Source organism: Pacificibacter marinus, assembly GCF_900109555.1.
GTDB classification, from domain to species: Bacteria; Pseudomonadota; Alphaproteobacteria; order Rhodobacterales; family Rhodobacteraceae; genus Celeribacter; species Celeribacter marinus_C.
In genome coordinates, this window is the sequence record NZ_FNZV01000002.1 from 83186 (window position 1) to 96465 (window position 13280).

Sequence of the window (13280 nt, forward strand, 5' to 3'; positions counted from 1 at the left end):
CACTTGCATGTGATGATTTTTGCACTTAAGGGTGAGCTGCAAAACAGCCCAGCCAGAGACTCCTTTTAGAGATTTTCTCGAGCCAAATCTATCTTCTTGGCCAAATCTAACTCTTGGAAAGCTCTCGTATGACACATCAAAAAAACACTGTTGTAGCCCTGCTTATGTGCGGCACAGCGTTACCCTTATGCACAACGACAGGCGCATTGGCGCAAGACGTTGTGTCTCTGGATCCCATAGAGGTACGCCGCGAAGATCCGCTCGGCGATGCTGCAGATCAAGCGAGCTCGGTTTACGTTGCAGATGCTGAGATTGATCGCGCTTCCATGGGCGATTTGAAAGACCTTTTCGCAGGTGTCGCGTCTGTATCCGTAGGGGGGGCCATTCCTCTGGCACAAAAGATCTATGTTAACGGCGTAGATATGCTCAACCTTGCCGTCACCGTTGATGGTGTTGCCCAGAACAACCGTATTTTTCACCACGCGTCTGCGAATGCGTTCGACCCAGGTATGATGAAATACGTTCGGGTCGATCCTGGCGTTGCTCCTGCTGATGCTGGCTTTGAAGCTCTCGCTGGCGCAGTGAGCATGGAAACCATTGATGCGAATGACATTCTCGAAGATGGTGAAACGTTCGGCGGCCAAGCTCGCCTTAGTTATTCTGACAACGGTGACATATTCGGTACATCTTTGACTTTGGCCCAAAAGACCGGAGGTTTTGAACTTCTCGGTTACGCAAAATACGTCAGCGGAGGCGAATATACCGATGGAGAAGGCGATGTCGAAAACGGCACAGAAACCGATCTCCAAATTGGCCTCATCAAAGCAGCGTATGAAGCCGATGCAGGCCATCGGTTTGAATTTTCTGCACAACAAATGGCAGACGCCGGGACGAGAAATGCCAAAGCCAACTTCGGTTCAACAAGTGCAGCCACTTATCTCTATGAAGCCACGCGCAACGTTGTTTCTTTGAAATACGAGAACACTCAAGCGGTCGGTCTTTGGGACCCTGAAATTTCCTTGGGATACTCTTCCACCGAGATTTTCAAGCCGGAAGATTACGACAGCAACGGCATTACAGATACTCTGAGCGCAACCATTCAAAATACTTTCCACCTTGCAAACGGAGCCGACATCACGACCGGTGTCGATTATATCAGCAAAACCGGTACATACTCCACCGCATCCACTGGTGTTGTTTCAGGGTCAGAATCTTTTGACAACGTGGGTATCTTTACTCAAGCGCGTTTCGAATTTTCTCCAGGCTTTGATATCTCCACAGGTCTGCGTATCGACCACCAAAACTTTACCGACACGGATGGAGGTGAATACAGTAACACAGGGCTGAGCACCAACATATCCGCAACCTACGAAGTGTCACCTTCATGGACTGTGCGCGGCGGCTATTCCTCGGTATTTGGTGGCATTCCGATTGAAGACAACTTTCTCTTTAGCGATGATTGGGACTACAGTGGCCTCGTAGAAGTCACACGAGGTGAGAACTTTATCCTCGGTGCAGATTATGGCTCCGGAAATCTCACCTTTGGAGCGGAAATTTTCAGAACGCGCCTCAACGATGTACGCACCAGCGATTGGGACAGAACTTCTGGGTCCTATGTCGCGGGCCACGGTACATATGAAAGCAGTGGCTACAATCTCTCCGCGACCTATGACTGGACATCTGGTTTCGCGCGTCTGACATTCAGTGACACACAAGCTTTATGGAATGGGGAAACAACGTCTAACTACGCCGTGTTAGATAGCGGAACAGCGTTGGGTCAAGTTCTGGCCATTGAAATGCAACAAGAACTGCCCGATCACAATCTTGTCGTTGGTGGGGCAATCGAGGCGGCCCGCGGGATGAACGTCTATGATGTTCAGTACGCCACTGATTATTCATATGCGGGTTACGCCGTTCTGGACCTCTTTGCCGAGTACCACGTTCCAAATGTGAATGATCTTGTGGTGCGCGTCACTGTCGACAACGTGTTTGATGCAAAATACGCTGATCGCGCTACATACGGTGCCGAGTATGGTCTTGAAACATTAGCAGAGCCAGGTCGCACAATTTCATTGATCGCGACTGTGGAATTCTAAGGTTATCGTCAGATATTGAAAGCTTATGGGGCGGGTTGTTCTGACTCGCCCTGCACAAAAAGTTTTACCATTTTATGCGCCAAATCATAGGCTTCGTCGGTGGTGAGTTTTTCCGAGAATTCGGTTTGTATCGCATCAAGGTATGCGGGCCAAATGCGGCCGTGAATACCTTTACCGTCTTCTGTAATGAATAGGACTTGCTTACGTCGTCCATCAGACAAATAGGTGCGACGAATATAGCCCGCTTTTTCCATGCGAGAAATGTGACGCGATAGCGCATATTGTGGCACGTATAACTCATTCTCTAAAGAGGCCATCGGCTGGCCCGCATCACCCGCTTTTTCAACATACATAAGAATTTCGTACCAAATCGGATCAGACATACCCTCATCGCGCAAAACTTTGGAGATCTTGGGGTAAATCTTACGATGCGCCCGCATCAAAAAAAACCAAAGTCGATTGTAGCCAATTTTGGGATCATCATCGCCAAAAAAATGCGACCAATCTTTTGGTGGATATGGCATAAAATTCCCTTCAGATTTTGAAAGGATTATACGCCGTTTTTAAATTTTCACCAGCGGGCATTTTTGTAAATATTTCATATATGACAATATGTTATAAGATATATGAAAACATATACCTTGGTGTAAATCAAAGCCACAGCCTCTGAAATAAAGCGCGCAGGTCGGCCATGAGTATGTATAGCTTTGATGTCCTTGCTGCTTGGCTGCGGTCGCTTTGCTGGCTGGAGTTCATTCGGATGACGCTCAGAGCAGTGCTTCCAGTGGTTTGTAAAAGTGCTAAAGAAAGGCCCGCGCCTAATATCCGATCACAACCGAAGATTGGGTGGTTTATAACGGCGAAAGCTATGACATTCGCCAGATTGCTGAGATTGGTCACCGTGATGGCCATCAAATCACGGGGGTATCGGTATGAGTGCGATGCACAACGTCAGTTAAAATGCTTTGTACCGCGCTGACAGGGGCATTGGGAATGGAATCGCCTTGCATGACTGCAGCTGACCCCCTAGAAGAACCCCTGATTTATAGGGCTGCCCGCGGGTGGTCTAACGATGACGTAAAGTCTAGACGTATAATATAAGGACGCCAACATGCAGGTCACCGAGACCCTCAACGAAGGTCTGAAGCGCGGCTATCAGATCACCATCACCGCAGCTCAGCTCGACGAAAAGGTAAACGCTAAACTCAAAGAAGCGCAGCCTGAAATCGAAATGAAGGGTTTCCGCAAAGGCAAAGTGCCTATGGCGATGCTCAAAAAGCAATTCGGTCCAAAGGTTCTTGGCGAAGCGATGCAGGAAACTGTTGATGCGGCGATGAACGATCACTTTGAGACATCTGGCGACCGTCCTGCGGCGCAGCCTGACGTGAAAATGGATGGCGGCGAAGATTGGAAAGAGGGCGACGACGTTATCGTCAACATCACGTACGAAGCGCTGCCAACTATTCCTGACGCTGACTTGTCCGACGTGAAACTCGAAAAACTCGTTGTCAAAGCATCTGACGCTGAAGTGAACGAGGCTCTTGAGAACCTTGCGAAAACAGCACAAAACTTTGAAACCAAAGACGGCGTTGCCGCTGATGGCGATCAAGTTGTGTTTGATTTCTTGGGCAAAGTTGACAATGAGCCATTCGATGGCGGCGCTGCTGAAGATTACCCACTCGTTCTTGGTTCAGGTTCTTTCATCCCGGGCTTTGAAGAACAACTCGTTGGCGTAAAAGCTGGCGAAGAGAAAAACGTCGAAGTGACATTCCCTGCGGAATACGGCGCAGAAAACCTCGCTGGCAAAGCGGCTGTTTTTGAATGCACAATCAAAGACGTGAAAGCGCCTGCGGATGCGGCGATTGATGACGAGCTTGCTAAAAAATTCGGTTCCGAAGATTTGGCAGCTTTGACAGCTCAGGTTACTGAGCGCCTCGAAGGCGAATACGCTGGTGCGGCACGTGCAATCATGAAGCGCGCGCTTCTTGACCAACTGGACGGCAAAGTTTCTTTCGAACTTCCACCATCTTTGGTTGAAGCAGAAGCAAACCAAATTGCGCACCAGTTGTGGCACGAAGAAAACCCTGAAGTTGAAGGTCACGATCACCCCGAGATCGAGACAACTGAAGAGCACACAACTTTGGCTGAGCGCCGCGTGCGTTTGGGTCTTTTGTTGGCTGACCTTGGTCAGAAACAAGAAATTCAAGTCACTGACGCTGAATTGACACAAGCGGTTATGACGCAAGCGCGTCAGTACCCAGGTCAAGAGCAGCAGTTCTTTGAATTCGTTCAGCAAAACCCACAAATGCGCCAGCAACTTCAAGCGCCAATCTTTGAAGACAAAGTTGTCGACTGGATTGCTTCAAACGCTGACGTGACAGAAAAAGAAGTCTCAAAAGCAGACCTCGAAAAAGCTGTAGAAGCACTCGACGAAGAATAAACTGCCATAGGCAGTGCCCCCTGAAGCGGGCCAGCCAATTTTGGGTGGCTTGCTGATAGGGCAAAAATTAAGGCCGTTCCTAGCGATAGGGACGGCCTTTTTGTAATTGTATGTGTTTGGTGTCGGGGCAGGCGGCGCAACAGGGGCGTCTTTGCTGCTCTATAGCGATGTGTGGATTAGTTTTTTAGTCCCGTCTCGTGCAACAATCCCAAACGTTTCGCCTCGTAATAATACCCGCGTGCATACCATTTCATCGCGTCGTTGATATCGCCATCAGATACTAGATACGCGCCTTTTAAATACTTCCCTGCATATTTCAGGTTTACATCAGCCTCGAGCAGTTCCTCTGCCGGTCCGGAGTGCCCCATTGTGCCTGCCGTTTGGGGCAAAATTTGCAGCAGGCCATAATATGGCCCGTTGCGCGCCCAAGGCCGATGAGTGCTTTCGCGGATGGCCTGTCGGTGGATCAGCTCGCGGGGGATTTCATAGTAATCCGCCCATTTGTTGATCTTTGCGCGCAGTGTGGGGGTCTCATTGGGAAACAACGGCGGGCTATAGGCGCCTCGACTGGTGGGACTGTCTTTGCGCGCGCAGCCCGCTAACGTGAGGGGGATCAAAGACAGTGACGATAGTATGAAGCCGCGGCGGGATAGGGATATGGTCATGAGACACTCCAGATGGTTGCCTCAAATGACCATGGTTGCGTTTAAAGGCAAATCCAAAAAATTAGATCGGCAAAATCTTGCATGCCAGTGTGCGGGTTTTTGCTGAGCTGTGCGTGGGGATTTCAGCCATAAAAAAAGCCCCGCAGACCGCGAGGCTTTTAAAATTATAACGATATAAAGAAGATTAGTCTTCTTCAGTGGCTTCAGGTGCCTCAGCCGCAGGGGCTTCGTCATCATCACCAAAATCGTCTGCAGCTGCTGCGCCGATATCGTCGAAGAGTTCCGCGATTTCGAATTCAGCTTCTGCTTCAGCTTCTGCTGCGAGTTGCTGGATGGATTTACCATCGGCTTGCAACTGCGCTTCTTCAGTTGAGCGTGCAACGTTGAGAACGATAGTCGCTTCAACTTCAGCATGCAAAACAACTGCAACTTCGTGAAGGCCAAGATCTTTGATCGGGGCTTTCAAAGCAACCTGTTTGCGATCCACTGTGAAGCCTTCAGCTTCAGCAGCTTCGGCAGCGTCACGTGGTGTGACAGAACCGTAGAGCGCACCAGAATCGGAAGCAGAGCGAATGATGACGAACTGTTGTCCGTCCAATTTCGCGGAAGCTGCTTCTGCTTCTTTTTTGGTTTCGAGGTTACGAGCTTCAAGTTGAACTTTTTGTGCTTCGAAAGACGCGATGTTTGCGTCGTTCGCACGAAGAGCTTTAGCTTGTGGCAACAAGAAGTTGCGCGCGTAGCCGTCTTTTACTGCAACAACATCGCCCATTTGGCCGAGTTTTGCGACGCGTTCAAGAAGGATAACTTTCATTGTCTAAGCTCCCTTACTTAACAGCGTATGGCAGAAGCGCGAGGAAACGAGCGCGTTTGATGGCACGAGCCAATTCACGCTGTTTTTTCGCAGAGACTGCAGTGATACGGGATGGAACGATTTTGCCACGCTCAGAGATGTAGCGTTGCAAAAGACGTGTGTCTTTGTAATCGATCGCAGGTGCATTGTCGCCAGAGAATGGGCAAACTTTGCGGCGGCGGAAGAATGGTTTAGCGGCCATGATGTGGTCCTTTCCTGAACTGACGATTAACGACGTTCACGGCGCGGTTCGCGCTCGTCACGTTTTTGCATCTGAACGGATGGGCCGTCAGCGTGCTCGTCAACTTTGATGGTCAAGATACGCATCACGTCGTCATGCAAGCGCATAAGGCGTTCCATTTCAAGAATACCGGCAGATGGGGAATCTGTACGCAGGTAAGCGTAGTGACCCTTGCGGTTCTTGTTGATTTTGTAGGCCATCGTTTTGACGCCCCAGTACTCAGAGAAAACGACTTTGCCGCCGTTGTCTGCGAGAACAGTCGAGAAGTGCTCAACGAGACCCTCGGCTTGTGCGTTGGACAAGTCCTGACGCGAAATGAAGACATGCTCGTATAGTGGCATGAAAGCTCCAGTGCTATTTTCGAGCGCATTTCATAGGTCGGTACACTACCCGTTTCCGCGAGCCCGACCACGAGAGACTGCGCTGGTTCATTTATCCATGCGGAAACGATGTGCCCTTATACGGATCAGAGCCAAGAGCGCAAGGGGTTCGGGCCCCGTTTGGGTGTTTAATTTCCCTGCTTAGCTTTGGTGTAATCCATATAAAGCGAGACTGGCAAAAAACGCACAATTCAGATGGCCTTGCCGTGTCGCGCGCAGATTGTTAGACCCATAAAAGGGGCCCTTGAGGCCACAAAAGAAATGAACAAAGGGGCGAACATGACGCGCGCATTGGTTTTTCCGGGGCAGGGTGCCCAAACAATTGGTATGGGCAAAGCCCTTGCAGAGGCTTACCCCGCCGCAAAAGCCATTTTTGACGAGGTTGATGACGCGCTCGGTGAAAAGCTGTCTGCGCTGATTTGGGAAGGCGATGCTGATGTGTTGACCTTGACCCAAAATGCGCAACCTGCCTTGATGGCCACGTCTTTGGCTGCCATGCGCGCACTCGAATCCGAAGGGTTTGGTTTGGATCAGGCCAGCTATGTGGCAGGGCATTCACTTGGTGAATATTCTGCTTTGGCTGCTGCGGGCGCTTTGAGTGTCGCAGACACCGCGCGGCTGTTGCGCACTCGTGGTTTGGCGATGCAACAAGCCGTGCCTGTTGGCATTGGCGCGATGGCCGCTTTGCTGGGTTTGGATTTCGAAACAGTCAAAGAGGTTGCTGCCGAAGCCGCTGCAGATGGCGAAGTTGTTCAGGCTGCGAATGACAATGATCCGGGGCAGGTGGTTGTTTCTGGTCACAAAGCGGCTGTTGAACGCGCATGTGAAATTGCCAAAGCCAAGGGGGCGAAACGGGCTGTTTTGTTGCCTGTGTCTGCCCCATTCCACTGCGCTTTGATGGAACCCGCTGCGAAAGTTATGGCCGAAGCACTGGATGATGTCGAAATTGCGCAGCCATCTGTACCGCTTGTTGCTAACGTCAGTGCTGGTGCTGTGAGCGACCCTGCTACGATCCGATCTTTGTTGGTGGATCAGGTGACGGGATCTGTGCGCTGGCGTGAAAGCGTCATGTATATGGCGCGAAATGGTGTGACAGAGATCTATGAAGTGGGCGCGGGCAAAGCGCTATCTGGCATGATCCGCCGTATCGAAAAATCAATTGCTTGCACGGCCATTGGCACGCCTGATGATATTGCAAAGCTCAAAGGCTAATCTCACATAAAGTGAATGAGGGCCTTGGCCCTGCTCTAAAAAGGAATGATAAATGTTTGACCTTACAGGTAAAAATGCACTGGTAACCGGGGCGTCTGGTGGCATCGGCGGCGAGATTGCGAAAGCGCTTTATGCAGCCGGCGCGACGGTCGGTCTGTCTGGCACTCGGGTTGAGCCGCTTGAAGCATTGGCTGCAGAGCTTGGCGAACGCGCTTTTGTGTTGCCGTGTAATTTGAGCGACAAAGACAGCGTCGTGGCCTTGCCCAAAGCTGCGGCTGAGGCCATGGGATCGGTCGATATTTTGGTCAACAACGCAGGTATCACGCGCGACAATCTGTTTATGCGGATGTCGGATGATGAATGGGACAGCGTTTTGAACGTCAATCTCACCTCAACGATGCGCCTGTGCAAGGGTGTGTTGCGTCCGATGATGAAAGCGCGTTGGGGGCGTATCATCAATATTTCGTCGATTGTGGGCGCGACAGGCAATCCCGGTCAAGGCAACTATGCGGCGTCCAAAGCGGGTGTTGTGGGCATGTCCAAGTCATTGGCGTACGAAGTTGCATCGCGTGGCATCACTGTGAATTGCGTGGCGCCCGGTTTTATCGCGACTGCGATGACTGATAAATTGACCGATGATCAAAAAGAGAAAATCAACACGCAAATCCCTGCTGCCCGTATGGGAACACCAGCTGAAATCGCGGCAGCGGTTCTATATCTGGCGTCTAATGAGGCAGGCTATACCACTGGGGCGACGCTTCACGTTAATGGCGGCATGGCGATGCTCTAAAGTCTTGCGTTATGGCTTTGCCGTTGAAAACCTGTGCGTCGCGGCGGATATGGTGTTTGACATGGGGCAGAATTTGAGGCCTGATATATAGCAAGACGCGGGATTTGCACAAATACGGACAAATCATTTGCCACTGGTAAAGTTTGTGCTATTAGCACCCAAGAATTCGCAGTGAGGGCACAATGCCGTCGCTATAAAGTGCGGCGTCTTTCCTATGGAAGGCGCAGTGTTTTGAAAGGCCCGAGGGCCACTATAATTGGGCACCGGGCCCATAAACTATGAGGAAATAACATGAGCGACATCGCAGATCGTGTGAAAAAGATCGTTGTTGAGCATCTCGACGTTGAAGAAGACAAAGTGACAGAGACAGCGTCTTTCATTGACGACCTCGGCGCTGACAGCCTTGACACAGTTGAGTTGGTTATGGCGTTTGAAGAAGAGTTCGGCATCGAAATCCCTGATGATGCAGCAGAAACCATTCAAACGTTTGGTGATGCAGTGAAATTTATCACTGAAGCTTCCTAAGTTTTAAACTTAGACTGAATTATAAAAAACGGCGTTCCTTTGGGATGCCGTTTTTTTTATGCCATCGAATGCTCATGCTTGTTTAATTTTGGGTTTCTTCTTTGAGGGGATTCATGTCGTTAGGTGTTTCGCCGTCAGATATCTCGCTGTTAGGGATTTCATCTTCTGGTGTGGGGGCTTGTGCCTCTGTGTCACTGAATGCGCTTTTAAGAGTGACGCCACGATATTCTCCAACAACTGGTTCTACGTCATCTGGGGGAATCTCTCGTGCTCTCATTTCGGTGGGAGAAGACAGATAGTCTGTAAGGGGCTGCGCAGGCAGGTTATAGGTTTCTTCTAGAAATGCCGCGAAGCCATCGGAGCTTTCTTTGGATCGGGTGGCGCTGTCCGAAAAATCATCCAAAAGATCTGTGATCTCTGCTTCGGACAGGGGCACGTCGAATTTGACACCGATAAAATGTGTATTGGCCCACATGACTCTCACTTTTCGCTTTGTTTTATTCATGGTCAACAAAAGCTTGGAATTTATTTGGGCATTAAGCGGCGTTTCCACTTTTGCGCCGAATGGGTTGATGTCACGCAAGTCCCCTAATGTTGGCATTGCGCCGTCAAATATGACAACTGGAAGGTTGCACGGGTAACGCGAGGCGCGGCGGTGTGCGATGCCGAGACGCATCCAAAACCAGATCGCGGCAGATATGACAAAGGTAAAGATGCCCAAAAGTATCAGCATACTTGAAGAGGATTCCGATGCAGTGGACGTGGTTGTATTTTGGGCCAGACCCATCTGACTGCGATAACGATCCAAGGTACTGGATTTGAGGATTAAATCTGACTGTGTGCTGGCGTGGGGCGTTGGTTTGATAAGTTTCGCGACTTGCGTGCTGATACGCTTGAGTAAAGAGGCGTGACTGTTCGTTTCGTTTAAAAAATCCTCAGCAATGGGGTCACAGTGAGTGTGCAATAAAAAATTTGCCATGGATTTGCTTTGTTGGATAAACAGCGGGTCTGTACCAAAGCGCATGGCCATTTCAGACCAATTGTCCTTTGATAAATTGTAAAGATGGCGACGGGCAGAAATAAACGCGTTCAGCGCATTTTTATTGGTCCCAAGCTGCGCGCTTTGAATTTGTTTGACCAATCGATCCCGTGGATAGCGTTCCATTTGTGCGCGAAAGGCACGTTCGGCACTGAGTTCTTCTGAGGTGCCAAGCACACTGATATAGGTGTTTGCCGCAGCATTTAGGCCAATAATCCAAGATTCTAGCCCACACGAAGGGGCCGCTTGTACAGCGTGATTGGCCCATAACGTCAGCGTCAGCACAAGGGCCATACACCAAGCCCGAGAGGCCAATTTCATGTGACTGATACATCTGACAACACCGCAGCGTAGTGCATTATATGCTTGTGGTGAGGGCATATATAGGTGCGACGGACCGCACCAATGTGCGAAAATGGGCAACGGGATCTCCTGCCTAAAAATGTGCTGGCACCGTTGTTTTAGCCGTTGAAGGTCAATATCTGGTTTACACGTCTCCGCCGAAACCAAATTTGTCGTGCAGCGGGGTCTTTCATCACTCGCCAAGGGCGTGTATTGAGAAAGAGATTATAAATGAGGGGGCCGAAATGCGCCGAGTAGTTGTCACAGGACTTGGAATGGTATCACCACTTGCATGTGGTGTTGAAGAAACGTGGACGCGTTTGTTGGCGGGGGAATCTGCCGCCGGAACAATCCAGCGATTTGATGCGAGCCATTTGGCCACGAATTACGCTTGCGAAGTCAAACGCGGCGACGGCACCAATGGCACGTTTAATCCGACCGATTGGATGGCGCCCAAGGATCAAAAGAAAGTCGATGACTTTATTTTGTATGGCGTTGCTGCCGCAGAACAGGCTTTGAGTGATGCCAATTGGAAACCCGAAGATGAAGAGGATCGCCTGCGCACAGGTGTGATGCTTGGTTCTGGCATTGGGGGTCTTTCATCGATTGCTGACGCAGCCATTTTGTTGAAAGAAAAAGGTCCACGTCGTGTGTCACCTTTCTTTATCCCTGGGTCTTTGATCAATCTGATTTCAGGTCAAGTCTCTATTAAGTATGGATTTAAAGGGCCAAACCACGCTGTTGTGACCGCCTGTTCCACAGGGGCACATGCCATTGGCGATGCTGCACGTTTGATCCAATGGGGCGATGCAGAAGTCATGGTTGCCGGTGGCGCAGAAGCGGCGATTTGCGAACTTGGCATGGCTGGCTTTAACGCCTGTAAAGCGCTGTCCACCAAACGCAGCGATGATCCCAAAGCCGCATCGCGTCCTTATGATGAAGACCGAGATGGCTTTGTCATGGGCGAGGGCGCAGGTGTTGTTGTCTTGGAAGAATACGAACATGCCAAAGCCCGTGGCGCGAAAATTTATGCCGAAGTCGTGGGCTATGGCCTGTCTGGCGATGCGTACCACATCACGGCCCCTGCCTCTGACGGGGACGGTGGATTTCGCGCAATGAAAGCGGCCTTGGAGCGCGCTGGCATTGAGCCATCTGAAATTGATTACATCAACGCGCACGGCACATCTACGATGGCAGATACCATCGAACTTGCAGCTGTTGAGCGTTTGCTTGGCGATGCGGCTGCGACAGCAACGATGTCATCGACCAAGTCGTCAATTGGCCACCTTTTGGGGGCTGCTGGCGCGGTTGAGGCGATTTTCTCGATCCTAGCGATCCGCGACCAAGTCGCACCACCCACGATCAATTTGGACAACCCAGCGGTTGAAACCAAACTTGATCTTGCACCAAACAAAAAAGTGGAACGCAAAATTGATGTGGCCTTGTCCAATTCCTTTGGTTTTGGCGGCACAAACGCATCCTTGGTGCTTAAGAAAGTGACCGACTGATGTGGCGTGCTATCGCATCTAATGCTTTGACGTTGCTGATTGTTGCCCTTGTCATGGTGGCAGGTGCAATTGCATGGGGAAAGGCGCAATTTACAGCGCAGGGGCCTTTGGATTCTGCGATTTGTTTGCGTGTTGCCCCCGGATCGACCATGACCCGTGTGTCCAAGCAATTGGAAGGTTTGGACGCGGTTTCAAGCGGCATGATTTTCCGTTTGGGCGCGGACTACACCGAGAAAGTCAGCCAGTTGAAAGCTGGGGCATTCTTGGTGCCTGAAAACGCATCTATGGAAGAGATTATCGACATCGTTACCCGGGGCGGCGCGTCGACATGTGGCACCGAAGTTGTGTACCGCATTGGGGTGACGCGCACGGATGTTTTGGTGCGTGAACTTGATCCTGTGACGCAATCTTACATGAAAGTTGCTGAGTATTTCCCCGATGTTACGGGAAATGACGCGACAGAAGTGCCTGAAAAATACACTCAAGTGCGTGGCGCAAATGACACGCGTTATCGCATTTCCGTGGCCGAGGGCACAACCGTTTGGCGTATCGTTGAAAGTCTTAAGGGCGTTGATTTCCTCACGGGCTCAATCGAAGAGTCCGAGATGCCACCCGAGGGCACATTGGCACCTGACAGCTATGAGGTCAGCGTGGCCTCTGATGTGGATGATTTGATTGCACGGATGACTGAGGCGCAAACCCAAAGGGTTGCGGATGTCTGGGCGCAGCGCGCGGATGATTTGCCAATTTCCACACCGCAAGAGGCTTTGGTCTTGGCATCTATCATCGAAAAAGAAACAGGTGTTCCAAATGAGCGTCGCCAAGTGGCCAGCGTGTTTGTCAATCGCTTGAACCAAGGGATGCGTTTGCAAACAGACCCCACGGTTGTTTACGGCGTGACCAACGGCAATGGTGTTTTGGGGCGTGGTTTGCGTCAATCCGAACTGCAATCTAAAAGCCCGTATAACACTTATGTTGTCGAAGGTTTGCCGCCTGGCCCGATTGCCAATCCGGGGCTTGCGTCTTTGCAGGCTGCAGTGGACCCAGACGAGACGCCCTATATCTTTTTTGTGGCGGATGGGACCGGCGGGCATGCTTTTGCTGTGAGTTTGGCAGATCACAACGCGAATGTTGCAAAATGGCGTGATATCGAAGCACAGCGCACCAGTCAGTAACGCAGGTATAAAATGAT

General features: G+C 50.7%; 13 protein-coding genes. 7 read left to right on the forward strand and 6 right to left on the reverse strand.

The genetic code is table 11. The features are described from left to right. Positions 1–128: 128 nt before the first annotated feature. Positions 129–2096, forward strand: a complete 1968-nt coding sequence (locus tag BM025_RS03600) for a TonB-dependent receptor plug domain-containing protein (RefSeq protein ID WP_085847882.1) — start codon at positions 129–131, stop codon at positions 2094–2096. 23 nt (positions 2097–2119) lie between these two features. Here BM025_RS03600 and BM025_RS03605 read toward each other — a convergent pair whose 3' ends face one another. Beyond that, on the reverse strand, positions 2120–2620 hold the full coding sequence (locus tag BM025_RS03605; RefSeq protein ID WP_085847881.1) for a MarR family winged helix-turn-helix transcriptional regulator: 501 nt from the start codon (positions 2618–2620) through the stop codon (positions 2120–2122). Between the two features lie 587 nt (positions 2621–3207). On the opposite strand from BM025_RS03605, the gene tig reads away from it, so the two are divergent. Continuing rightward, positions 3208–4536: a trigger factor gene (tig, locus tag BM025_RS03610; protein WP_085847880.1), complete on the forward strand. Its 1329-nt coding sequence runs from the start codon at positions 3208–3210 to the stop codon at positions 4534–4536. 176 nt (positions 4537–4712) lie between these two features. Here tig and BM025_RS03615 read toward each other — a convergent pair whose 3' ends face one another. The 4 genes from BM025_RS03615 to rpsF form a co-directional block, all read right to left on the reverse strand. Further along, positions 4713–5201, reverse strand: coding sequence for a lytic transglycosylase domain-containing protein (locus BM025_RS03615; RefSeq protein ID WP_085847879.1), 489 nt, complete (start codon positions 5199–5201; stop codon positions 4713–4715). A gap of 184 nt (positions 5202–5385) precedes the next feature. Then, positions 5386–6012: a 50S ribosomal protein L9 gene (rplI, locus tag BM025_RS03620; protein WP_085847878.1), complete on the reverse strand. Its 627-nt coding sequence runs from the start codon at positions 6010–6012 to the stop codon at positions 5386–5388. A gap of 13 nt (positions 6013–6025) precedes the next feature. Continuing rightward, complete coding sequence (gene rpsR / locus BM025_RS03625; protein ID WP_005852865.1) at positions 6026–6253, reverse strand: 30S ribosomal protein S18; 228 nt, start codon at positions 6251–6253, stop codon at positions 6026–6028. 26 nt (positions 6254–6279) lie between these two features. Next, the gene (gene rpsF, locus BM025_RS03630) at positions 6280–6633 is read right to left on the reverse strand and encodes a 30S ribosomal protein S6 (RefSeq protein WP_085847877.1); all 354 of its coding nucleotides are present in this window, start codon (positions 6631–6633) and stop codon (positions 6280–6282) included. A 318-nt stretch (positions 6634–6951) separates the two neighbouring features. Between rpsF and fabD the strand changes: the two genes are divergently transcribed. The 3 genes from fabD (at position 6952) to BM025_RS03645 (ending at position 9199) form a co-directional block, all read left to right on the forward strand. Continuing rightward, a complete protein-coding gene (gene fabD, locus BM025_RS03635; protein ID WP_085847993.1) occupies positions 6952–7884 on the forward strand; it encodes an ACP S-malonyltransferase in 933 nt (310 codons plus the stop codon). A 52-nt stretch (positions 7885–7936) separates the two neighbouring features. After that, positions 7937–8674, forward strand: coding sequence for a 3-oxoacyl-[acyl-carrier-protein] reductase (fabG, locus tag BM025_RS03640; protein WP_085847876.1), 738 nt, complete (start codon positions 7937–7939; stop codon positions 8672–8674). Positions 8675–8965: 291 nt separating this feature from the next. Further along, positions 8966–9199: an acyl carrier protein gene (locus tag BM025_RS03645; RefSeq protein WP_009571390.1), complete on the forward strand. Its 234-nt coding sequence runs from the start codon at positions 8966–8968 to the stop codon at positions 9197–9199. Between the two features lie 82 nt (positions 9200–9281). Here the strand turns inward: BM025_RS03645 and BM025_RS03650 are convergent, their stop codons facing one another. Further along, positions 9282–10559: a PilZ domain-containing protein gene (locus BM025_RS03650; protein WP_170842110.1), complete on the reverse strand. Its 1278-nt coding sequence runs from the start codon at positions 10557–10559 to the stop codon at positions 9282–9284. A 266-nt stretch (positions 10560–10825) separates the two neighbouring features. On the opposite strand from BM025_RS03650, the gene fabF reads away from it, so the two are divergent. Next, a complete protein-coding gene (fabF, locus tag BM025_RS03655) occupies positions 10826–12088 on the forward strand; it encodes a beta-ketoacyl-ACP synthase II (RefSeq protein ID WP_085847874.1) in 1263 nt (420 codons plus the stop codon). Then, positions 12088–13263: an endolytic transglycosylase MltG gene (gene mltG / locus BM025_RS03660; protein ID WP_085847873.1), complete on the forward strand. Its 1176-nt coding sequence runs from the start codon at positions 12088–12090 to the stop codon at positions 13261–13263. The genes fabF and mltG overlap by 1 nt, the downstream gene beginning before the upstream one ends. Positions 13264–13280 lie beyond the last annotated feature (17 nt).

Coding starts and splice junctions, on each gene's coding strand:
- BM025_RS03645 (WP_009571390.1), top strand. CDS start 8,966: ATGAGCGACATCGCAGATCGTGTGAAAAAGATCGTTGTTGAGCATCTC.
- BM025_RS03650 (WP_170842110.1), bottom strand. CDS start 10,559: ATGAAATTGGCCTCTCGGGCTTGGTGTATGGCCCTTGTGCTGACGCTG.
- fabG (WP_085847876.1), top strand. CDS start 7,937: ATGTTTGACCTTACAGGTAAAAATGCACTGGTAACCGGGGCGTCTGGT.
- BM025_RS03615 (WP_085847879.1), bottom strand. CDS start 5,201: ATGACCATATCCCTATCCCGCCGCGGCTTCATACTATCGTCACTGTCT.
- BM025_RS03605 (WP_085847881.1), bottom strand. CDS start 2,620: ATGCCATATCCACCAAAAGATTGGTCGCATTTTTTTGGCGATGATGAT.
- BM025_RS03600 (WP_085847882.1), top strand. CDS start 129: ATGACACATCAAAAAAACACTGTTGTAGCCCTGCTTATGTGCGGCACA.
- rpsR (WP_005852865.1), bottom strand. CDS start 6,253: ATGGCCGCTAAACCATTCTTCCGCCGCCGCAAAGTTTGCCCATTCTCT.
- tig (WP_085847880.1), top strand. CDS start 3,208: ATGCAGGTCACCGAGACCCTCAACGAAGGTCTGAAGCGCGGCTATCAG.
- mltG (WP_085847873.1), top strand. CDS start 12,088: ATGTGGCGTGCTATCGCATCTAATGCTTTGACGTTGCTGATTGTTGCC.
- fabD (WP_085847993.1), top strand. CDS start 6,952: ATGACGCGCGCATTGGTTTTTCCGGGGCAGGGTGCCCAAACAATTGGT.
- rpsF (WP_085847877.1), bottom strand. CDS start 6,633: ATGCCACTATACGAGCATGTCTTCATTTCGCGTCAGGACTTGTCCAAC.
- fabF (WP_085847874.1), top strand. CDS start 10,826: ATGCGCCGAGTAGTTGTCACAGGACTTGGAATGGTATCACCACTTGCA.
- rplI (WP_085847878.1), bottom strand. CDS start 6,012: ATGAAAGTTATCCTTCTTGAACGCGTCGCAAAACTCGGCCAAATGGGC.